Source organism: Chryseobacterium sp. CBo1, from assembly GCF_001693475.1.
In the GTDB taxonomy this organism is placed as follows: Bacteria; Bacteroidota; Bacteroidia; order Flavobacteriales; family Weeksellaceae; genus Chryseobacterium; species Chryseobacterium formosense.
The window spans coordinates 29,335-51,387 of the sequence record NZ_MAUH01000004.1; the positions used below are offsets into that span (position 1 = coordinate 29,335).

Sequence of the window (22,053 nt, forward strand, 5' to 3'; positions counted from 1 at the left end):
TAAACTTTCAGAAAAAAATAATTTGAGTTGAATTTCTCATTAATTTTCTGATAAGATTATGATGTAAAATTATTTGAAACACAAAGAAGAGTGACAAGGAAAACCACTATATAACTGCGGGTGTTTACCCCTTTATTTTAGTAATAAGAAAAAATTTTGAATGGGATATTTTTTGAATGGCTCTTATTTAAAAACAAAAAAACCGCTGTAAAATTTAATTTACAGCGGTTTCTAATTATAATGTATTGAAAATTACTTCACTTCTTCAAAATCTGCATCCTGAACATCTTCTGCTCCTCCTGCATTTCCAGTATTCTGTGCTCCTGCATCAGCACCTGGTTGTTGACCAGCAGCATACAATTCTTCTGAAGCCGCCATCCAAGCTGCATCTAAAGCTTCTGTTTTGGCTTTTACATCATCTGCATTTTTAGCTTCGAAAGCCGTTTTTAATTCTCCGTGAGCTGCTTCGATTGCTGCTTTTTTGTCAGCAGAAAGCTTTTCACCGAATTCTTTCAATTGTTTTTCAGTCTGGAAGATCAATCCGTCAGCTTTGTTGAAGATTTCAACTTCTTCTTTTCTCTTAGCATCTGCTGCAGAGTTTTCCTGAGCTTCTTTCTTCATTCTTTCGATTTCTTCGTCAGATAGACCTGAAGAAGCCTGAATTTTGATAGACTGCTCTTTACCAGTTCCTTTATCTTTAGCAGAAACACTTAGGATACCGTTTGCATCGATATCGAAAGTAACTTCGATCTGAGGAACTCCTCTCGGCGCTGGTGGAATATCTGTAAGGTCGAATCTACCGATTTCTTTGTTATCGTTGAACATTGATCTTTCCCCCTGTCCTACTCTGATGCTTACAGCCGGCTGATTGTCAGAAGCTGTAGAGAATACTTCAGATTTTTTAGTTGGAATCGTCGTGTTCGCTTCAATTAATTTAGTGAAAACAGAACCCATTGTTTCGATACCTAAAGAAAGTGGCGTAACATCTAATAAAAGAACGTCTTTTACATCACCGGTCAATACACCTCCCTGGATCGCAGCACCAATTGCTACAACCTCATCCGGGTTAACTCCTTTTGAAGGTTTTTTACCGAAGAATTTTTCTACTTCTTCCTGGATGATCGGAATTCTTGTAGAACCACCTACCAAGATTACTTCGTCGATATCTGAAGTTGATAAACCTGCATCTTTCAATGCTTTAGCAACCGGCTCCATTGATCTTCTTACTAAATCAGAAGCTAATTGCTCAAATTTAGCTTTCGTTAAAGTCTTCACTAAGTGTTTTGGACCTGTAGCTGTAGCGGTAATATATGGAAGGTTGATTTCAGTTTGTGGAGAAGAAGATAATTCGATTTTTGCTTTTTCAGCAGCTTCTTTCAATCTTTGTAATGCGATTGCATCAGATTTCAACTCAACACCTTCTTCAGCTTTGAATTCATCAGCCATCCAGTTGATGATTACATCATCAAAGTCATCACCTCCTAAGTGTGTATCTCCGTTTGTAGACAATACTTCGAATACACCATCACCTAAATCAAGAATAGAAATATCGAAAGTACCACCACCAAGGTCATATACAGCGATTTTCTGATCTTTATGATTTTTATCAAGACCGTAAGCTAGCGCAGCAGCAGTAGGTTCGTTGATAATTCTTTCTACTTTAAGACCAGCAATTTCACCAGCTTCTTTAGTAGCTTGTCTTTGTGCATCGTTAAAGTATGCAGGAACAGTGATTACCGCTCTCGTTACTTCCTGACCAAGATAATCTTCAGCAGTTTTCTTCATTTTCTGAAGCGTCATTGCAGAGATTTCCTGTGGAGTGTATTCTCTATCGTCGATTTTTACTTTTACCGTATCATTCGGTCCAGATACCACTTTATAAGGTACTCTTGAGATTTCAGAAGCATCGTCTTTAAAATGAGTTCCGATAAATCTTTTAATTGAATAAACTGTTTTTGTAGGGTTCGTTACCGCCTGTCTTTTTGCAGGATCACCTACTTTTCTTTCACCATCTTCAGTAAACGCTACAATAGATGGCGTTGTTCTTTTACCTTCTGCGTTAGGAATTACAACAGGATCTTTACCTTCCATTACTGCAACGCAAGAGTTTGTTGTTCCTAAGTCGATTCCAATTATTTTACTCATAATTTTTATATTTTTTTCTAATTTTTTAATTTTAATTGTACAATCTCATTTTCTCAATATTTGTACCAATTATCTTTTTATGACAAAATGACAGACTAGGTAATATGAACATATTGAACGTTGCTAAATTTCTTTAAGTGCCTTCTTTTTTTAACTAAAAAATTAATTAAGAATTAATCTTAAAAGACGATTAATGAAGAGTTTTTATTACTACTTTTGATAAATTTTACAAAAAAATATGTCATTACATTTCAATCCCAGAGATATCACATGGTTATCATTCAACGAAAGAGTTTTGCAGGAAGCAATGGACGAAAACGTGCCGCTTCATCTCAGAATTCGTTTTCTCGGGATTTTCTCCAATAATCTAGACGAGTTTTTCAGGGTGCGTGTTGCAGGTCTAAAGCGTGCCATGGATTTTAAGGAAAAAGTACTTGCCGAATCTTTTTATCAACCCCCTTCAAAAATTCTTCAGAAAATAAATGACACCGTTATCACGCAACAGCATGATTTCGACAGAACCTGGAAAAAAATCCAGAGTGAAATGGCAGAGCATAATGTCTATATAAAAACTTCTAAAAATTTAAGCTCAAAACAAAAAGAATTTGTAAGACAATATTTTGATGAAACAGTAGAAGCCAACGTCATACCGATCCTTTTGCATGAAAACACACCCATGCCCTACATGAGAGACAAAAGTCTTTATCTGGGTGTTGCCATGAGAAAAAAAGACTGGAATTATCACAGCAATTACGCCATCATAGAAATCCCGTCCCGTTTTGTAGGGAGATTCGTTCTTTTACCAACAGAAGATCCAGAAGAAAAAAATGTGATGCTTCTGGAAGATGTGATCACCTTCAATCTGCCACATATTTTCTCTTATTTTGGCTATGACGAATTTGCAGCAAATGCATTTAAAGTAACCAAAGATGCCGAAATGGATATTGATAACGATATCAAAACCAATCTGGCAGAAAAAATAGAAAAAGGACTAAAAAACCGTAGAAAAGGAAAGCCTACCCGATTCGTATTCGATAAGGATATGGATAAAGCTTTGCTCGAACTTCTTATCCGAAAGTTAAATTTAAGTAAAAAAGACAGCATTATTCCCGGAGGTAAAATTCACAATTTCAAACATTTTATGGATTTCCCTGATGTTTTTGAAAAATATGAGAGACCGGTAGAAAGAACTTCTTTTACACACCAGGCTTTTGAGCATGGAGAGAGAGTAACCGATGTTATTTTAAAACACGATGTCCTTTTGACATTCCCTTATCATACCTATACTCCTGTGATCGATCTTTTGAGAGAAGCAGCAATGGATCCGGATGTGAAATCTATTCAGATCACTGCATATCGTCTCGCAAGCAATTCGAAAATCAGTAATGCATTAATCTATGCGGCCAGAAACGGAAAAGAAGTAACCGTCATGCTGGAGCTTCAGGCGAGATTTGATGAAGAATCAAACCTGATGTGGAAAGAAATGTTTGAACCTGAAGGAATTACCGTTCTTACAGGAATTCCAGATAAAAAAGTACATGCGAAACTCTGTGTCATAAAAAAAAGAGCGAACAACAAAACCCTTCAATATGGTTTTGTGAGTACCGGAAATTTCAACGAAAAAACAGCAAGAATCTACGGCGATCATCTCATTATGACCTCTGACCGTGGAATTATGGCAGACATCAACAAAGTTTTTAATGTTCTTAGAAAACCGAAAGAAGATTATATATCAGTTTTAAAAACCTGCAAGAATCTAGTGGTTTGTCCACAGTTTATGCGTGATAAAATTGTACATCATATCGATAAGGAGATTGAGGAAGCCAAAGCCGGAAGAAAAGCAGAAATGATTATAAAAGCCAACTCTGTAAGTGATCGTGCTTTAATCACAAAATTATACGAAGCGGCCGAAGCTGGCGTTGTTATCAGAATGATTGTTCGTGGAATTTACTGCGCAGTCAACCAGAAAGATTTCAAGGAGAAAATAAAAGCAATAAGTATTGTCGATGAATATTTGGAACACGCCAGAGTTATGTATTTTTATAATAAAGGTTCTGAAGACATCTACATCTCTTCAGCCGACTGGATGACCAGAAATCTTGATTACCGAATTGAAGCTGCCGCAAAAATAACCGATAAAAATTTAAAAAAAGAAATCAAAGACATTTTGGATATTCAACTTAGCGATAATGTTAAGGCAAGAATTTTAGATAAAAAATTAAGCAACGAATACATCCGTAATGACCAGAAAACATGTCGTTCACAGATTGAAACTTACCGATATTTAAAAGCTAAGGCAAGCAAAAAATAGAACATCAGAAAAAGAACGAAACTTTAATTGGAGAATAATTTTCGTAAATTTCGGAATTGAAATTTAAATATTTTACTGAATAAATAAACCATACTTACAATGATCATTGCAGCGATAGACATAGGAAGTAATGCAGCCAGACTTTTAATAAACGAAGTAAAAATCCAGAACGGAGAACCTGAGTTTATTAAGCTTAATCTTTTACGAATTCCTCTGAGATTGGGTATGGATGTTTTTACCCTTGGTAAAATAGGTATAGAAAGAGAAAAAATGGTGCTCGACTCTATGAAAATATTCAGTGATCTGATGAAAATTTATAAAGTTGAACATTATCGCGCCTGTGCAACCAGTGCAATGCGTGACGCTGCAAACGGACAAGAAATCATTAAAAACGTAAAAGCATCATCAGACATCGACATCGAGATTATTTCCGGTGACGAAGAAGCTACTCTGGTTTATGAAAATCATGTTGCAGAAGGGCTTGACAAGGATTTCGCTTACCTTTATGTAGATGTAGGTGGTGGTTCTACAGAGCTTACTTTCTACGAAAACGGAAAAATGCTTTATGAAAGATCTTTCAATATCGGAACCATCAGATTGCTTAATGATCTGGTAACCGAAGACAACTGGAAAGAAATGAAAGAAGAAATCCGAAAAAATATCAACAGCAAAAAACCTATTGTTGCGATTGGTTCAGGAGGAAACATCAATAAAGCCTTTTCGATGAGCAAAACCAAAGACGGAAAACCCATGTCTGCAACGTATCTGAAAAAAATCTACAAAGAAATCAGCGCACTTACCGTAGACGAAAGAATGACTAAATATAATTTCAGACAGGATCGTGCAGATGTATTGGCTCATGCGTTAAAAATCTATAACAATATCATGACCTGGTCTGAAATTACAAGAATTTTTGTCCCTAAAATTTCGGTTGCGGATGGATTGATCCACAATATTTATGATAAGGTCACAAAGAAAAAATAATCGATAATTATTGTTATTTTCAAAATATAAGACAAATTGGTGAATATTCAGTTTGTCTTTTTTTTATTTAATAAATATTTAAACAACAAGACTAAATAAGAAGTAATTATTAATCATTTCTTAAAATTTAATTAAAAGCCTCACAATGTACAATCTTCATTTTTGCAACAATCTAAAATCTGATAAAAATGAAGAACAAATACCTTTTAAGAGGTCTGTTGCCGATTGCCGCGTTATTTCACGGTGCAGTTTCAGGACAATCATTAATCCATTACTGGAATTTTAATAATAATGCTTCCGTTGCAGCGATTACAGCGCCTTCGCCGGCTGCAGCATTACAAAACGGAACCATTACAGCTTTTCAAAACGGTACAGCCGATCCTAATACTTTTATTAATTTATCCAGTGCTACAGGTAACGGTTTTTCGACAATCAACGGAAGAAACGGAGATGCTGCAGGTACGCACTTGCGTTACAACAATCCAATCCCTGGAAATATTCAGTTTGCTCTACCTACAACAGGTTACAATAATGTTGTCGTAAAATTTACGACCAGAAGATCAGGTTCGGGAGCAGGAAAGCAAAAATGGTCTTATTCGATTGACGGGGTTACATTTTTACCTTTCACTTATACTGCCAACAACGATCCCGAAGGTGCCGTTTTACCGGTTGACGGAGATCCAACGTTGGTAACTCTTGATTTTTCAAACAACTTTAGCGCAAACAATAACCCAAATTTTATGCTGAAAGTTGAATTTACTGCGGGACCGGGAGGAACAGTTGGTAACAATAGATTCGACAATTTCACGGTTGATGCTACTGCGATGAGCGGAGTTGACACGACTCCACCAACGGTAACTTATTTACCCGCTAATAATGCAAACAACGCTTCTGCAACGGTAAATCCTACGATTACTTTTAATGAAAATGTAAGATTAATTGACAATTCTGCGATTACTGCTGCAAATGCCCAGAATTTAATTGAATTAAAATTAAATAACGCAACAGGAACCACTGTTCCATTTACTACTACTTTCAGCAATAATCAGATTACAATAATTCCTACAGCAGGTTTGCTTCCGAATCAGGCTTATTATTTAGCTTTAAAACCAAATATGGTTGAAGATGCAAGCGATAATGCAGTTACAACGGCAACTTCAAGCACCTTTACAACGGCAGGAACAAGCATTTCTTTAGATAAAACTTTAATTAAAGTCAATGAAAATGCCGGAACTTTAGCATTTAAAATAAATGTTGCCAATCCTTCAAATGCAACTGTAAATCTGGTCGTAAAACCTGCCCCATTCAGCACAGCAAACAGCAGCGATTTTACTTTGGCAAATCAGACCATCAATATTACACCTTCTACAACAAGTGTAACGGTAAATATTCCGATCCTCGATGATAATTTGGAAGAACAACAGGCAGAATATTTTGTAGTAAGTCTTGAAAACCCTGCTGGAACAACCATTACAGGAGACACTTCATCAACCGTTTATATTATTGATAATGATAAAGCTGCACCGGTTCCTTCCAATCAGATATCGTTAAATTATATCGGAAGTTTTGATCCCTCAGGAAACAACAACAGCTCAACGGAAATTGTGGTTCATGATCCTGCAACCCAGAGATTGTTTACGATCAGTTCTTTAACAGATGTTTTTGATATTATTAATTTTTCCAATCCTTTGGCTCCGACTGTTGTCAGCACAATAGATATGACCCTTTATGGCGGAATAACAAGTATTGCTGTAAAAAACGGAATCATTGCTGTTGCTTCTCCAAACGGAACCAATCCTCAAGGTAACGGTTCGGTTTTTTTCTTTGATATAAACGGAACATTTTTAAAACAGGTGCAAGTCGGAGTTTTACCGGACATGATTACTTTCACTCCGGATGGAACAAAAGTAATGACAGCAAACGAAGGTGAACCAAACGATGCTTATACCGTAGATCCTGAAGGTTCAATTTCAATTATCAACATTCCGAATTTAACGGTTGCTGGAATTCAGGCTTTGACACAATCGAACGTAACCACTCTTTCTCTGACTACATTTAACGGACAGGAAGCTGCATTAATCGCTTCAGGCGGAAGAAAAGTGAAAGCAACAAGTACTTTGGCTCAGGATCTTGAACCGGAATACGTCACCATCAGCTCAGACAGCCAAAAAGCATGGGTTTCTTGTCAGGAAAACAATGCAATCATTGAAGTTAATTTAGCAACAAATACTTTAGGAAACATTTGGGGATTGGGCAAAAAAGACATGAGCCTTCCCGGAAACGGTTTTGATGCTTCAGATAACAACGGGGAAGTTTTAATTGCAAACTGGCCTGTAAAAGCATACTACAATCCTGATGCAATGGCTTCTTTTAAAGTGGGAAGCACCACTTATCTGGTTACCGCAAACGAAGGTGATGAAAAAGATTTGGGCGGATTCAGCGAAAGAACAACGGTTGGTGCAAACGGATATGCTTTAGACTCTACAATTTTCCCGAATGCTTCCGTTTTAAAAGCTTCGCATAATTTAGGAAGATTCCGAGTGACCAATGTAAATGGAAATACAGATGGAGATGCTGATTTTGAAGAAATCAATGCTTTGGGAGCAAGATCATTCTCGATTTTCAATACAGATACAAAACAGCTGGTTTATGATAGCGGTGACCGATTTGAAAGCTATATTGCAGCTAATCATCCTTTGATTTTCAATGCCGATAACGAAGCCAACGGAGCAAAAAACAGAAGCCGTGCAAAAGGTCCCGAACCGGAAGGTGTAACTCTAGGAACAATTAGCGGACAGACTTTCGCATTCATCACTCTGGAAAGAACAGGTGGCGTGATGGTATATAACGTAACAGATCCAAACAACGTTACATTTGTAGACTACAAGCATTCAAGATCGACTTCTGCTTTTGCTGGAGATAACGGTCCGGAAGGAATTATCTACATCGCTCCTGAAAATATGAACAACGGTAAAGGTTACGTTATCATCGCCAACGAAATCAGCGGAACATTGTCAATGTATGAAGTACTGTCTTCTGCAACATTAGGAACAGGCGAAATAAAACCTGAAAAAGCAACTTTCAACATCTTCCCGAATCCTGTAAACAAAGGAAATACACTGTACTTCAACAGAACAATGGGTTACGAATTGTACGACATGAGCGGAAAACTTCTTGGAAAAGAGAAAAACGCTCTTACCATCGACACTTCAAAATTAAATACCGGAGTTTACTTAATTAAAACTTCAGAAGGCGAAGTGAAGAGATTCATCGTGAAATAATTTTTTTTTACTTAATAATTTACTTTTGAAGCTCCGGAATTCGGGGCTTTTTTGGTTTAAAATTATTAAATGTCATATATATTAGATAGCTTTAAAAAAACAAAGAAGTTTGTATATTTGACATGATACGAAATAAGTGAGAGAAATGAGTGACAACAAAATAAATATTACTTCTAGCTTACTAGAGAAAGGTATAGATATAGCAAAAGACTTTGTTGACAAATTAATTATGCCTTCGGTAGAGGAAACAGGATTATTATTAAAGGATAAAATTTCATTATGGAGATTTAATAATCAAGTAAAAACATTAGTTAAGGCAAAAGAAATTTGTTCTAAAAATAATATATCAACAAAACAAATTTCACTCAAATTATTATGTCCTATTTTAGAATATTCAAGTATTGAAGATGATGATTTTTTAACGGATAAATGGGCTATTTTATTATCAAATTTGGTAGATTCTGAACAGAATATTCAAAACCATGTTTTCCCTTATATTTTAAGTCAAATCTCGAAAAAAGAGTTTCAAATTTTAGAAAGAATATTCGACGATAAAGAAAATAGAATATCTAAAATCAGAGAAGAGCTCAATAATTATTATATTAATAAAGAAAGCATCGAAAATGAACACTCTAAAAAATTAAAATTAATTGATAAAAAAATCCTTGAGTTCAATTTGGTTGATAATGAACCAAACTTTGATTTATTAAAATTGTATAAAGAAAAATCTGCTATTAATAGCAAACTTCAGAACTATAAACACAAAGAAGCTTTAATAAAATATTCATTAGAAAAATTAGAAATAGTTTCTGCAGAAAATTTTGAAAATTTCGAACTATCAAACTTGTTAAGATTAGGGTTGATAAAGGAAGAAAAAGATGTTTACGCTAATCCTCAAACTTTAAAAATTCCTATTGATCAAGACGAATATGAAAGTCATGCAAGTTTCAATCTTGAAGTTGATGTACATTCAGATACTAAATATTTATTAACTGAATTTGGAGAGTTATTTATCAAAGTATGCAAAGAAAAGCAACAAATAATATAATGTCAATTTCCACAAAAAAAGACAGACCTTCAAAGGTCTGTCTTTAAAAAATATATTGTCTTATTTTTACTCTACATTCACTACCTTTTCAATTTCAGGAGCGTGTTGCTTGATCGTATTTTCAACACCTAATTTCAAAGTTGAGAAATTAAGAGAGCAACCTGAACAGTTTCCTAAAAGTTTTACAAAAACAGTATTATCTTTTACATCCAAAAGCTCGATATCACCGCCGTCTTTATTCAAAAACGGACGAATGCTTTCCAGAGCTTCCATTACTCGGGTTACAGTGTCTTCGTGTGTTATATTTGTCTCCATATTTGGGTTTGGTTTTCAAAAATATATTTGAAATTAATTAAATTATTTTTTTGGTGAGCAACCAGCCATTGTCGTGATCTTTACTGCTTCAGTCGGAGGAAGAAATTTGTTTCTTTCCACTAAACTTTCTACCATTTTTTTGGCAGTTTCGGTATAGATTTCAGCAATTTTAGACCCTTCCTGTAAAGCTGCCGGTCTTCCTACATCTCCTGCTTCTCTGATACTCTGAATTAAAGGAATCTCCCCTAAAACCGGAATGTTTAAATCCTCTGCTAAATATTGCGCTCCCTGATTTCCAAAGATATAATATTTATTGTCAGGTAATTCTTCCGGTGTAAAATACGCCATATTTTCTACTAATCCAAGTACAGGAATGTTAATACTTTCCATCTGGAACATGGCAATACCTTTTCTAACGTCTGCTAAAGCAACGTGTTGAGGTGTACTTACAATCACCGCTCCCGTTACCGGAACTTCCTGGATTATTGATAAGTGAATATCTCCTGTTCCCGGAGGAAGGTCGATTAATAAGAAATCAAGTTCTCCCCAAGCTGCATCTCTGATCATTTGGTTCAAAGCTTTTGAAGCCATCGGTCCTCTCCAAACAACTGCCTGATTAGCTCCTGAGAAATATCCGATAGAAAGCATTTTTACCCCATAATTTTCGATAGGTTTCATTAAGCTTTTTCCGTTTACGTCTACAGAAATTGGTTTCTGACCTTCCGTATCAAACATCGTAGGAACAGACGGCCCATAAATATCTGCATCCAATAAACCTACTTTAAAGCCCATTTTCGCTAAAGTTACCGCAAGGTTTGCAGAAACGGTAGACTTACCAACTCCACCTTTTCCTGATGCGATGGCAATTATATTTTGAATTCCCGGAATTTGTTTTCCTTTGATCTGGCTTAGTTGTACTTCACTTGGTTCCGGAGAAACAATTTTAAGTTTAAGGTTAATCTCTTCTCCAAATTCGCTTGCGAACGCCTGTTTCATTGCTGCCTCAAGCTTTTTCTTTTCGTGCATTGCCGGTGAATGGGCAGTCATATCGATATAAACATCATTTCCCATAACCTGAAAGTTCGACACAAGGTCATCTACTTCAATCTCTTTAAGGAAATTCTGTACTTTTTCTTTAGTCAACATAAAAATATAAATTGTCTACAAATTTACGGATTTTTTAGCTATTTAGAATCAATAAACGGACTGATAGATAAATTCTTTTGCAGAAGGAAATTTTACGTAATTTAGGGCGATTTTAATTTTAATTTCCATGAAAAAAATAGTATTCGTTCTTTTAGGATTAATTGCTCATAATTCGTTTTCACAAAATTATTCGCAATATATAAATCCTTTTATTGGAACGGGCGGTCACGGACATACTTTTCCGGGTGCCATTGTACCTTTCGGAATGGTGCAACTTTCTCCGGACACGAGAATCGAAGGAAGCTGGGACGGCTGCAGCGGTTATCATTATTCAGACTCTGTAATTTACGGATTTTCTCATACCCATTTGAACGGAACCGGAGTTTCAGATTACGGAGACATCATGTTGATGCCTACAATGGGAAAAGCAGGTTTAACGCCAAAAGAATATTCATCAAAGTTTTCTCATAAAAATGAAAAAGCAACCGCCGGATTTTATTCGGTGAAATTAGATAAACATGACATTGATGTTCGTTTGACGACCACTAAAAGAGTTGGCTACCATGAATACAAATTCAACAAAGCCGGAACAGCCAATATTATTTTAGATTTAAATCACAGAGATAAATTGCTGGAAGGCGAGGTTAAAATCATCGACAGCAAAACAATTGAAGTTTTCAGAAGAAGTGAAGCATGGGCAACCAACCAATACATTTATGCCCGAATTGAGTTTTCAAAACCAGTGAAAATCTCGGGCAAAAACTTTAACGGTAAAAATGAGAACAATACTTTTTCAGGAACCAAATTAGCTTTAGCATTTACCTCAGCTGTAAAAAAAGGTGAAAAAATCAGCGTGAAAGTAGCAATTTCCCCAACGGGATATGAAGGTGCAGCCAAAAATATGTTGGCTGAAGGAAAATCAAATGATTTCAGCGAAATTCAAAACCAAGCCGTTACAGACTGGAATAAAGAGCTTTCGAAAATTGAAGTTAAATCTGCAGACAAAGACAAACTGACGGTTTTCTACACCGCAATGTATCATGTTTTCACGCAACCGAATATCAATATGGATGTTGACGGGAAATACCGCGGAAGAGACAACAAATTTTATATGGCAAACGGTTTCGATTATTACACCGTTTTCTCACTTTGGGACACATTCAGAGGAGCACACCCTTTGATGGTATTAATTGACAAGAAAAGAACGGCAGATTTCGTCAATACCTTCATCAAACAACGTGAACAGGGCGGAAGAATTCCGGTTTGGGAATTAGCATCTAACGAAACAGAATGTATGATCGGTTATCATGGCGTTTCTGTGATTGCAGATGCCATGGCAAAAGGAATTACAGGTTTTGATTACGAAAAAGCTTTTGAAGCTTCAAAAAACTCTGCGATGCAGGATATTTTTGGTTTAAATGCTTATAAGCAGAAAAATTATATCAGCATTGATGATGAGCATGAAAGTGTTTCAAAAACGTTGGAATATGCATATGATGACTGGTGTATCGCTCAGATGGCGAAAATTTTAAATAAAAAAGAAGATTACGAATATTTCATGAAGCGTTCTCAGAACTGGAAAAATCTTTACAATCCGAATAACGGTTTTATGCAGGCAAGAAAAAACGGGAATTGGTACGAACCGTTTGATCCGAGAGAAGTCAACAACAATTATACAGAAGGGAATTCTTGGCATTATTCTTACTTCGTTCCACAAGATATTCCGGGATTGATCCAGGCGCACGGCGGAAAAGAAAAATTTGAACAGTTTATTGATGCTATTTTCTCAGCTCCTGACAAAACAACAGGTAGAGAGCAGGTTGACATTACCGGTTTGATGGGACAATACGCTCAGGGAAACGAGCCGAGCCACCACATCGCTTATCTCTATAATTTTGTTGATAAACCACAGAAAACAGAAGAAAAAATCAAATATATCCTTGATAATTTCTACAAAAACGCTCCGGACGGTCTGATTGGAAACGAAGACTGCGGACAGATGAGTGCATGGTTTATTTTGAGCTCAATGGGAATTTATTCTGTAACTCCGGGAAAACCTGAATGGGAAACCGTAACACCTTATTTTGATGAAATTAAATTGCATTTAGAAGACGGAACAACAAAAATCATTACCAAAAACACTCAGAAAAGCGAGCTTAAATATTTAGGTTTTGAAGATGTAAAAGCGGCTAAAGATTTAAAATATACAGAACAAACTGCATCTCCCGTAATTGCTGCAGACCGACTTTTTGAATTTACCACTCAGGTAAAAATCACTCCGTTGAACGAAAAAGATAAAGTATATTACATGACTTTGGATGATGACGATAAGAATGTAAGAAAAACGTTTAAAGTTTACAAAGAACCATTTACCATCAATAAAACAACACAAGTTTCTACTTATGCTGAAAGAAATGGTGAAAAAAGCTCGATTACTACAGCCAATTTCAACAGAAGACCAAACCATTGGGATGTAGCCATCAATGCAACGGTAAATCCGCAATATACAGCAGGCGGAAAACTGGCCATCATCGACGGAATCAACGGTGATGTAAACTGGAGAAAAGGCGAATGGCAAGGTTATCAGGGACAAACTGTGGAAGCGATCATCGATTTTAAATCGCCTCAGCAAATCAATGAAATTTCTTCAACGTATCTACAAGACAGCAGAGCATGGATTTTAATGCCGAAGAAAGTAGAATATTACGCCTCGATGGACGGAAAAACATTTATTCTTCTAAAAACTTTAGAAAACGACATTGATCCGAAAGATGAAAATGTTCAGATAAAAGATTTCAGAACTGCGGTTCTTCCTACAGAAGCAAGATATTTAAAAGTAAAAGCGTATCACTTCGGAAAACTTCCGGAGTGGCATCAAGGTGCAGGTGGAGAAGCTTATATTTTTGTAGATGAGATTTCTGTGAAATAGAAATTCGCAATTCATAAATAATGAAACCTCTTTCGATTTGGAAGAGGTTTTGTTTTTTAATATCTCGCAAATTTTTCGGATTGAGCAGATTTTTCTTTTATGAATCTGCTTCATCTGAATCATCTGCGTGGGATTATTTTTTATTAAATATTACTTAATGATAATTTGGTTATTCAATAGGAACGGGCTTTAGCCCGTTTAATAAATTACAAAGTTCCCTTGGCTTTAGCCAAACCTTATTGATTAATTTTTGGAATCAATTCATTCTTTCCGACCAATTCAATACTTCCGGCAATTCTCTATCCGAAAATTCAATATGAATCACTCTTCTTTTCTTACCGTTGGTTGTACGGTTTGAACCGTGAAGAGTCAAAGGTTTCATGATCATAATTCCACCTTTGTCAACGTTGCAGATGGTTTCGGTTTCAATATTCCAGTCGATGGTTTCGGGTCTGTAAATTCCTTTTGCATGAGATTTTGGAACAACTTTTAAAGCTCCGTTATTCTCATCAGTATCATCAAGATGAATTCTTATCGTGAAAATATTTTCGAGAAGATCTAAAGGCGGCTGTACTGCAAATTGATTCTGTTTTGTTGTCCATGGTCCGAAATTTTCCAACTCTACTTTTTTATCGACGGAAATTGTCAAATCCTGATGATAAGCGACATACCAGTTTGATTTTTCAGGCTTGTCGAAATAAATGCTTTTTACGACAAAATAGCTTTTACCAAAAATCTCGTTAATAATTGTTTTTAAATTTTCATTAAAAATCAAATCTTTTACTTCTGGAATTTCTTTTAAAAACTGACGAATGGCGAAAAGGTCTTCCGATTTTCGAAACGTTTCTTTTGAGGTATCTATATCTTGAATGACTTCAGTAATTTTTTCTATTTCTTCATCAGAAAAGATATTATTGATGACCGTAAAGCCGTTTTCCTGGATTAGATTTATATGATTTTGTAAATTCATAAAATATAAGTTTTATTGCTATACTTCTGTAATGGTGAAAGAAGAGTGCATATTGAAGAATCTTTTTTTTAAACGCAAAGGGCGCAAAGGTTTTTTTAAAATTTTGAAAATATTTTCCGGGTGCAAAGGCGTTTGACTACGTCGAATCTCTGATTTCACTCAGCAAAGTAATACAAAATTTATTATTAGCATAACATTTGAAAACAAGATAATGAGTTTCCTACTTCGATTCTTTCAGAATGACAAACTTTGGTGATATTTGCTATTCTCAAATAACAAACTCCTACCATTGCAGCAATTGTTTGAGCTCATTTTATTTGTATTTGCGGCGCGGCTAAGCCGCGCCGCAAATACAAATAAAACAGCGAGTGCGGAAAGCGGGAAATATCTCCTAAAAAAATGGTCAACAATGAAGATTAACATTCATTATTGACCACTTTATTAGTTTAGGCCAAATTAAAATTTACATTTTTCCCCCATGATTCTCCAGTTGCCCTTCCCATTTTGAAACGGCAGAAGTTGCTAAAGCATTTCCTAAAACATTGGTCATACTTCTTGCCATATCACAGAAGTGGTCGATTGGTAAAATCAAGGCAATTCCTTCCGGTGGAATTCCAAACATCGAACAGGTTGCAACGATAATTACTAATGAAGCTCTCGGAACTCCGGCAATTCCTTTTGAAGTTAACATCAACACCAAAAGCATGGTAATCTGTTGTCCGACTGACATTTCAATTCCGTAAATCTGAGCGATAAAAATTGATGCAAACGTCATGTACATCATACTTCCATCCAGATTAAATGAATATCCTAAAGGTAAAATAAAGGATACTACTCTATTGTTACATCCAAATCTCTCTAATTCTTCAACAAGCTTTGGAAAAACTGCTTCTGAGCTTGTCGTAGAAAATGCAATCAGCAAGGGAGATTTTATTCTTCTTAATAATTCGAAAAGACGGTTTCCTAAGATTAAATATCCTACCAACAACAAAACCAGCCACAAGATAGCTATTGCAAAGAAAAAATCTCTCAGGTAAATAGCATATACTTTAAATATTTCAAAACCATTTGTTGCTACAACCGCCGCAATGGCGCCCAAAACTCCAAACGGAGCAAACCACATGATGTAGCCGACCATTTTCAGAATTCCGTGAGCAATAACATCGAATAATTTGATAACCGGTTGAGCATATTCGTCTCCCAAATTTGCCAGAGCCACTCCAAACATAATGGAAAAAACCACAATCTGAAGCACTTCATTCGTTGCAAAAGCCTCAAAAATACTTTTAGGGATAATATGCTTTACAAAATCTTCCATTGAAAAACCTTTGCTCGACTTGATCAGCTCTTCTGCTGAAGCCGCATCCTGAATCGGAAGTTTTGTAACGTGTCCCGGCTCGAGCCAGTTTACCAAAATCAAACCGATGAAAAGAGAAACGAGTGAAGCAGTAATAAACCAAAGCATCGCTTTTGTTCCTACTCTTCCGATCATTTTAATGTCGCTCATTTTGGCGATTCCCACGACCAAAGTTGTAAAAACCAATGGTGCAATAATCATTTGTACCAATCGTATGAAAACAGTTCCGAGAAGTTTTATGTTTTTTGAAAACGGTTCGGCACTTTCAGGATATTGTACATGAACGAAGCCGCCAATCGCTACACCTAATACAAGTGCAATGATGATGGCAAAAAATAGTTTGTTTTGTCCTTTCATACGTAGATTTCTATTATTTTTTTTATACCAAATAGAATTGCGTCTTTGTCATTAGAGTTTGCCGATTTTTTATCATTGAAACCGGTAAATTTCATATGCATTTGCAATTCATGGCAATTTCATACTATTATCAATGGCCACAAATATAATGTTTTTCAAATATTATGAATCATTAGTTTAAACTACATAATAACAAGCTATTAACAAAAACAACATCATGATCCTGATCATAAATTATTCAAAAAACTTTATTTAAAATTTTTATCATTTGTATTTTGGTATAGATTTTATTATTACATTTGAGTCTAACAAAAACATTAAATAATTAAATTAAATCAAACTATGAAAAAAACATTCGTAATGTCTGCCTTAGCTTTGGCAGTTTCATTTGGAGCTATTTCGTGCAAAAAAAAGGTATCTGATGCTGATCTTCAGACTCAGGCTACCACAGTAATTACAGCAAATCCTACAGCAACTGTTGAGATAAAAGAAGGTGTTGCACATCTTGGTGGAACATTTGCTACTCAGGCAGAAAAAGATGCTGCTATTAAATCTTTAAAAGAAATAAAAGGGGTAAAAGATGTACATGATATGGCAACGATAGAAGTTGCTCCAACTGCACCACCGGTAGAAACTGCATCAGCTGTAGACCCTGCAGTTCAGCAAAAAGTACAGGATGCCGTAAAAGATTTCCCTTCTGTAAAAGTAGAAGTTGTAAATGGAGAACTTACATTGACAGGAAACGTTTCTTCAGCTCAGGCTAGAAAAATCAAAGAATCTGTTGATGCTTTGAAAGTTGGAAAATATAACAATAACTTAGTCGTAAAATAATTAAAGATGAGCACATTACAAGATAAATATTCAGGTGTAGTTTCTGCTGCTCAGTCTGCAGGAATTTCAAATCTTCAGGTTCAGGAGCAGGATGGAATTCTTTATGTTTCCGGAAATGCTTCAAACACGGCTGCTAAAGATGCAGTATGGAATGCTTTGGGAGCAATCGACTCAACCTATTCTGCAACAGATATTAACCTTGATGTTCAGGTTTCAGGTTTAGCTGCAGGTGCAAATCTTACCGTTGCAACTGAAGAATCTAATCTGAATATCAGACAAGAGCCTTCAACTGAAGCTGCTGTCGTAGGAAAAGCATCAAAAGGATCTTCTGTAACTTTAGTAGAACAAACTTCTGACGATTGGTGGAAAGTAAAAACTGCTGACGGACAGGAAGGTTACGCTTATGCAAGATATTTGAGAGCTTAATTTCACAATTAAATTTAAAATATAGAACATCTCCTTTTAGGGGATGTTTTTTTGTTGTTTAAATATGAAAACAATTTACCTATTTCAAACCTTAAAATAAAATCACATTTTATTAATAAATTAGCGTCAAATTTTATTCATGAAGATTCATTTTTCAATTTTACTTATTTGCTTTTTCATTTTCGGATATTCTCAAAATACCCAACAGCAAGACAATTATGTAAAAGATAATTTCACAAAACAAGAGTTTTATATTCCGATGCGTGACGGAACAAAACTTTTTACGGCAGTTTATACACCAAAAGATATTTCCAATAAAAATAAATATCCATTTCTGATGCAGAGAACCTGCTACAGTATTGCGCCGTACGGTGAAAATGAGTACCGCAGAAGCCTTGGCCCGAATAAATATCTGATGAACGAAAAATATATTTTCGTCTATCAGGATGTTCGCGGAAGATATATGAGTGAAGGAGTTTTTACCAATATGACGCCACAGGTTGAAAGAAAAACCAAAAAAGATATTGATGAAAGCACCGATACTTATGACACAATTGAATATTTAATTAAAAACATCAAACACAACAACGGAAAAGTCGGTCAGTTCGGAACTTCTTATCCCGGATTCTATACTGCTGTAGGAACTTTAGCACAACATCCGGCTTTGGTTGCTTCATCTCCACAGGCTCCGATTTCAGATTTCTGGAATGACGATTTCCTGCACAACGGAAGATTTATGCTGGGTTATTTTAAAACCTTCCCTGTCTTCGGCGTTCAGAAAACAAAACCGGAAAATAAAGCCTGGTATTCTGGTTCTATGATTAAATCAACCTCAGAAGATGGTCTAAAGTTCTACAGAGACATGGGAACACTAAAAGACGGTTACGAGAAATACTATAAAAACAATTTCTTTATGACTGAAATTATGAATCACCCAAACTACGATGAATTCTGGCAGAAAAGAGGTTTATTGCAACATCTGAAAAATATTAACCATGCGGTAATGACGGTTGGTGGCTGGTTTGATGCGGAAGATCTTTCAGGACCATTAAATATTTACAAAACCATTGAAAAAACCAGTCCGAAAGCTAAGAATACGATCGTGATGGGGCCATTTTCTCACGGAGGATGGGGACGTGAAGAGGGAAAACATTTTCATAATCAAATCTATTTCGGAGACAGCATTGCAATCTATTATCAGAAAAATATTGAAACGAAATTTTTTAATCATTATTTAAAAGGAAATACAAAACAAGACGCAGACTTACCGGAAGCATTGATGTACGATACGGGCGCTAAACAGTGGCGTGAATTTGCAACTTATCCTCCAAAAGAAGCGAAGAAAATGAATTTTTATTTAGCTAATGGAACTTTAAAAAATTCTGCAGGACAAGGATTTTCGGAATATTACAGCGACCCGAATAACCCGGTTTTAAGTTCTGATAATCTGAAGGATTTTAATGGATTTACACCAAGAAATTATATGTCGGAAGATCAAAGATTTGCTGTCGGAAGACCGGATGTTCTGACTTTCACAACTGAGGTTTTAACAGAAGATATGACTTTTGCAGGAGAAATTTTAGCAAAATTAAATATCGCCTCCACTTCTACAGATGCCGATTTTGCAGTAAAATTAATTGATGTTTACCCTGAAGATTTTAAACCAACTGAAAAGAAAGATGGTGTGATTTACGGAAATTATCATCAGATGGTAAGAAGTGAAATTATGCCTGCAAGATTCAGAAATTCGAGAGAAAAAGGAGAAGCTTTGGTTGCCAATCAGAAAACTAAGGTAAATTTCAGATTGCAGGATGTGGTTCATACTTTTAAGAAGGGACACAAAATTCAGATACAGGTTTCGTCAACATGGTTTCCTTTGTTTGCCATCAATCCCCAAAAGTTTATGGAAAATCCGAATTTTGCTGCGAAGGAAGATTATACCAAAGCGCTTATAAAAGTTTTTGAAGATTCAGCGATTGAGGTTGAAGTTTTACAATAAAGTTTAAAAGCTGTTCGATTTGAACAGCTTTTTTTGTTTTTTAGAGCTCGCTGATTTTACAGATGACGCAGATTTTTAAATTATCTCTTTTAAATTTATGCTTAACTGTAAAAATCAACAGCTCATTTGTCATTCTGAATGAAGTGCAATGGAATGAAGAATCTAATTTAAATTTTAGAGATTGCTCCTTCGTCGGAATGACAAACTGCATAATAAAATCTTTGTAAAAAAATTTATTCTTCAATAGTTCTGAAAGTCAAATTCACTCTCGGCGTTTTTATTTTTGTCGTTGGTGGAAGTCGGTGAAGCCAGTTTTCCTGGGTTGTTCCTTTCATAACTAATAAACTTCCGTTTTCAAGCTGAATGTCAATTCTTTCTTTTGAAATTTTATGTTTGAAAGAAAATTTTCGCTCCGCTCCAAAAGTTACAGAAGCAATTGCGCCGTGTTTTTTTAAATCTTTTTCACCATCGCTGTGATACGCCATTCCTTCACTTCCATCGTGGTATAAATTCAGAAGACAAGAATTATAGGTTTCTCCGGACACTTCTTCACATTTTTGTTTTAAAGCTAATAATTCGGGAGTCCAGAGTTTTGCATATTTCGTACGATTGGAATAAGTGTATTCAAATTCTTTTTCACCAAACCAAGCCACTTTTCTTTTGGTGTAAATCAATTTACCGAAAATTACGGCTTCATCATTTTCCCACGGAATTTCGTTGAATAAATACTGGTAATATTTTTCGCATTCTGCATCAGAAAAAATCTTTCCGTAATATTCTGCAACTCCGTCTTTGGGAAGAACATTGATGGGGAAATTTTGTATTTCGTTGAAAAGGTTAAGCATTTTTTAAGGTTTAAGCTAAATATTAAAACACAAATTACACAAACATTTTTCACTAATAACACTAAGAAATCATTTCATCTGATAAACCTCCACGACATTGCTTTTTTTTAACCACAAAGCGCACAAAGATCTTTCACGAAGCACACGAGAACCTGTGAAAATCTGTATAATTTGTGAGAGAAATTATTTACAGCAAAATAGAATCATCAGAATATATCTTTGCACTTTCCCAGCCGATTATCAACCGTTTTCTATCACTTCCCCACATATAACCACCGATTTTGCCTGAAGATTGTATCACACGATGACACGGAATTAAAAATGCAACAGGATTGCTTCCGATCGCAGTTCCTACGGCTCTTGAAGCTTTCGGGCTTCCTATTTCGTTAGCTAAATTTCCGTAAGTCGATAATTTTCCCAAAGGAATTTTAAGCAAGCTTTCCCAGACTTTCAACTGGAAATCAGTTCCTTTTAAATGGAGTTTTATGGTATTGAGTTTTGACCAGTCTTTGTTAAAAATTGATAATGCATTTTTCTGAAACTCATCGTATTTCTCAAAAAAAGATGCATTGGGAAATTTATGGTGTAAATCTCTCAATGCATTTTCTTTATTTTCTTCGAAAGCCATATAGCAAATCCCTTTTTCGGTAGATGCGGTAATGATTTTTCCAAACGGACTCTCAGAGAAATTATAATTTATTCTCAGATTTTTTCCACCGTTTTTGTATTCTGCGGGAGACATTCCTTCGATATTCACAAACAAATCATGTAATCTGCTTGTGCTTGAAAGTCCGGTTTCCAGAGCAGCATCAAACAAACTTGCTTTTTCTTCTTTCAATAAATTTTTTGCGTGCTCAAGACTGATGAACTGCAAAAATTTCTTTGGGCTCGTTCCTGCCCAATCGGTAAATATTTTCTGAAAATGAGCCGGACTTAAGTTTACTTTTTCAGCAACCTCATCCAAATTGGGCTGAAGTTTAAAATTGCTCTGAATATACTCTATCGCCTTGGCAATTCTCTGATAATCTATTTGCTCTTGTCTCGACATTTTCATTTGTTTTTACCTCACAAATGTCAGAAGAAAAATTGGAAGAAAAAATCCGTTTCCT

15 protein-coding genes are annotated in these 22,053 nt (G+C 35.5%); 8 read left to right on the plus strand and 7 right to left on the minus strand.

Annotated elements, in window-relative coordinates; genetic code table 11:
• Nucleotides 1-252: 252 nt before the first annotated feature.
• The gene (gene dnaK / locus BA768_RS04090) at nt 253-2,145 is read right to left on the minus strand and encodes a molecular chaperone DnaK (RefSeq protein ID WP_065719812.1); all 1,893 of its coding nucleotides are present in this window, start codon (nt 2,143-2,145) and stop codon (nt 253-255) included.
• 238 nt (nt 2,146-2,383) lie between these two features.
• Between dnaK and ppk1 the strand changes: the two genes are divergently transcribed.
• The 4 genes from ppk1 (at nt 2,384) to BA768_RS04110 (ending at nt 9,769) form a co-directional block, all read left to right on the plus strand.
• Complete coding sequence (gene ppk1 / locus BA768_RS04095; RefSeq protein WP_034674607.1) at nt 2,384-4,456, plus strand: polyphosphate kinase 1; 2,073 nt, start codon at nt 2,384-2,386, stop codon at nt 4,454-4,456.
• Nucleotides 4,457-4,555: 99 nt separating this feature from the next.
• Complete coding sequence (locus BA768_RS04100) at nt 4,556-5,440, plus strand: exopolyphosphatase (RefSeq protein WP_034674604.1); 885 nt, start codon at nt 4,556-4,558, stop codon at nt 5,438-5,440.
• A gap of 188 nt (nt 5,441-5,628) precedes the next feature.
• Nucleotides 5,629-8,721: a choice-of-anchor I family protein gene (locus tag BA768_RS04105; protein ID WP_065719813.1), complete on the plus strand. Its 3,093-nt coding sequence runs from the start codon at nt 5,629-5,631 to the stop codon at nt 8,719-8,721.
• A gap of 145 nt (nt 8,722-8,866) precedes the next feature.
• Entirely contained in the window at nt 8,867-9,769 is a 903-nt protein-coding gene (locus BA768_RS04110) for an Abi-alpha family protein (RefSeq protein ID WP_065719814.1), read from the plus strand.
• 66 nt (nt 9,770-9,835) lie between these two features.
• Here the strand turns inward: BA768_RS04110 and BA768_RS04115 are convergent, their stop codons facing one another.
• Together BA768_RS04115 and BA768_RS04120 are read right to left on the minus strand one after the other, a co-directional pair.
• Complete coding sequence (locus BA768_RS04115) at nt 9,836-10,084, minus strand: NifU family protein (protein ID WP_051882657.1); 249 nt, start codon at nt 10,082-10,084, stop codon at nt 9,836-9,838.
• 42 nt (nt 10,085-10,126) lie between these two features.
• Nucleotides 10,127-11,230 carry an Mrp/NBP35 family ATP-binding protein gene (locus BA768_RS04120; RefSeq protein ID WP_034674599.1) on the minus strand — a complete coding sequence of 368 codons (1,104 nt, stop codon included), beginning with the start codon at nt 11,228-11,230 and terminating at the stop codon, nt 10,127-10,129.
• A gap of 127 nt (nt 11,231-11,357) precedes the next feature.
• Between BA768_RS04120 and BA768_RS04125 the strand changes: the two genes are divergently transcribed.
• Complete coding sequence (locus tag BA768_RS04125; protein WP_065719815.1) at nt 11,358-14,159, plus strand: GH92 family glycosyl hydrolase; 2,802 nt, start codon at nt 11,358-11,360, stop codon at nt 14,157-14,159.
• A gap of 256 nt (nt 14,160-14,415) precedes the next feature.
• On the opposite strand, the gene BA768_RS04130 is transcribed toward BA768_RS04125, so the two are convergent.
• Nucleotides 14,416-15,129, minus strand: coding sequence for a phytanoyl-CoA dioxygenase family protein (locus BA768_RS04130; protein WP_065719816.1), 714 nt, complete (start codon nt 15,127-15,129; stop codon nt 14,416-14,418).
• A 463-nt stretch (nt 15,130-15,592) separates the two neighbouring features.
• Nucleotides 15,593-16,843 (minus strand): dicarboxylate/amino acid:cation symporter, encoded by a 1,251-nt coding sequence (locus BA768_RS04135; protein ID WP_065719817.1) that lies wholly within the window; start codon nt 16,841-16,843, stop codon nt 15,593-15,595.
• Between the two features lie 342 nt (nt 16,844-17,185).
• Between BA768_RS04135 and BA768_RS04140 the strand changes: the two genes are divergently transcribed.
• The 3 genes from BA768_RS04140 to BA768_RS04150 all read left to right on the plus strand — a co-directional run bounded on the left by BA768_RS04140 (nt 17,186) and on the right by BA768_RS04150 (nt 20,099).
• The gene (locus tag BA768_RS04140; protein WP_065719818.1) at nt 17,186-17,674 is read left to right on the plus strand and encodes a BON domain-containing protein; all 489 of its coding nucleotides are present in this window, start codon (nt 17,186-17,188) and stop codon (nt 17,672-17,674) included.
• Between the two features lie 6 nt (nt 17,675-17,680).
• Nucleotides 17,681-18,100: an SH3 domain-containing protein gene (locus BA768_RS04145; protein WP_034674590.1), complete on the plus strand. Its 420-nt coding sequence runs from the start codon at nt 17,681-17,683 to the stop codon at nt 18,098-18,100.
• 139 nt (nt 18,101-18,239) lie between these two features.
• Nucleotides 18,240-20,099: a CocE/NonD family hydrolase gene (locus tag BA768_RS04150; protein WP_065719819.1), complete on the plus strand. Its 1,860-nt coding sequence runs from the start codon at nt 18,240-18,242 to the stop codon at nt 20,097-20,099.
• Nucleotides 20,100-20,332: 233 nt separating this feature from the next.
• Here the strand turns inward: BA768_RS04150 and BA768_RS04160 are convergent, their stop codons facing one another.
• Both BA768_RS04160 and BA768_RS04165 read right to left on the minus strand, forming a co-directional pair.
• Nucleotides 20,333-20,944 (minus strand): alpha-ketoglutarate-dependent dioxygenase AlkB family protein, encoded by a 612-nt coding sequence (locus tag BA768_RS04160; protein ID WP_065719821.1) that lies wholly within the window; start codon nt 20,942-20,944, stop codon nt 20,333-20,335.
• Nucleotides 20,945-21,131: 187 nt separating this feature from the next.
• Nucleotides 21,132-21,992 (minus strand): bifunctional helix-turn-helix domain-containing protein/methylated-DNA--[protein]-cysteine S-methyltransferase, encoded by an 861-nt coding sequence (locus BA768_RS04165; RefSeq protein ID WP_065719822.1) that lies wholly within the window; start codon nt 21,990-21,992, stop codon nt 21,132-21,134.
• Nucleotides 21,993-22,053: the final 61 nt, after the last annotated feature.

Excerpts from the sequence above, each read along its gene's own strand:
- dnaK (WP_065719812.1), bottom strand. The coding sequence starts at position 2,145 with ATGAGTAAAATAATTGGAATCGACTTAGGAACAACAAACTCTTGCGTT.
- ppk1 (WP_034674607.1), top strand. The coding sequence starts at position 2,384 with ATGTCATTACATTTCAATCCCAGAGATATCACATGGTTATCATTCAAC.
- BA768_RS04100 (WP_034674604.1), top strand. The coding sequence starts at position 4,556 with ATGATCATTGCAGCGATAGACATAGGAAGTAATGCAGCCAGACTTTTA.
- BA768_RS04105 (WP_065719813.1), top strand. The coding sequence starts at position 5,629 with ATGAAGAACAAATACCTTTTAAGAGGTCTGTTGCCGATTGCCGCGTTA.
- BA768_RS04110 (WP_065719814.1), top strand. The coding sequence starts at position 8,867 with ATGAGTGACAACAAAATAAATATTACTTCTAGCTTACTAGAGAAAGGT.
- BA768_RS04115 (WP_051882657.1), bottom strand. The coding sequence starts at position 10,084 with ATGGAGACAAATATAACACACGAAGACACTGTAACCCGAGTAATGGAA.
- BA768_RS04120 (WP_034674599.1), bottom strand. The coding sequence starts at position 11,230 with ATGTTGACTAAAGAAAAAGTACAGAATTTCCTTAAAGAGATTGAAGTA.
- BA768_RS04125 (WP_065719815.1), top strand. The coding sequence starts at position 11,358 with ATGAAAAAAATAGTATTCGTTCTTTTAGGATTAATTGCTCATAATTCG.
- BA768_RS04130 (WP_065719816.1), bottom strand. The coding sequence starts at position 15,129 with ATGAATTTACAAAATCATATAAATCTAATCCAGGAAAACGGCTTTACG.
- BA768_RS04135 (WP_065719817.1), bottom strand. The coding sequence starts at position 16,843 with ATGAAAGGACAAAACAAACTATTTTTTGCCATCATCATTGCACTTGTA.
- BA768_RS04140 (WP_065719818.1), top strand. The coding sequence starts at position 17,186 with ATGAAAAAAACATTCGTAATGTCTGCCTTAGCTTTGGCAGTTTCATTT.
- BA768_RS04145 (WP_034674590.1), top strand. The coding sequence starts at position 17,681 with ATGAGCACATTACAAGATAAATATTCAGGTGTAGTTTCTGCTGCTCAG.
- BA768_RS04150 (WP_065719819.1), top strand. The coding sequence starts at position 18,240 with ATGAAGATTCATTTTTCAATTTTACTTATTTGCTTTTTCATTTTCGGA.
- BA768_RS04160 (WP_065719821.1), bottom strand. The coding sequence starts at position 20,944 with ATGCTTAACCTTTTCAACGAAATACAAAATTTCCCCATCAATGTTCTT.
- BA768_RS04165 (WP_065719822.1), bottom strand. The coding sequence starts at position 21,992 with ATGTCGAGACAAGAGCAAATAGATTATCAGAGAATTGCCAAGGCGATA.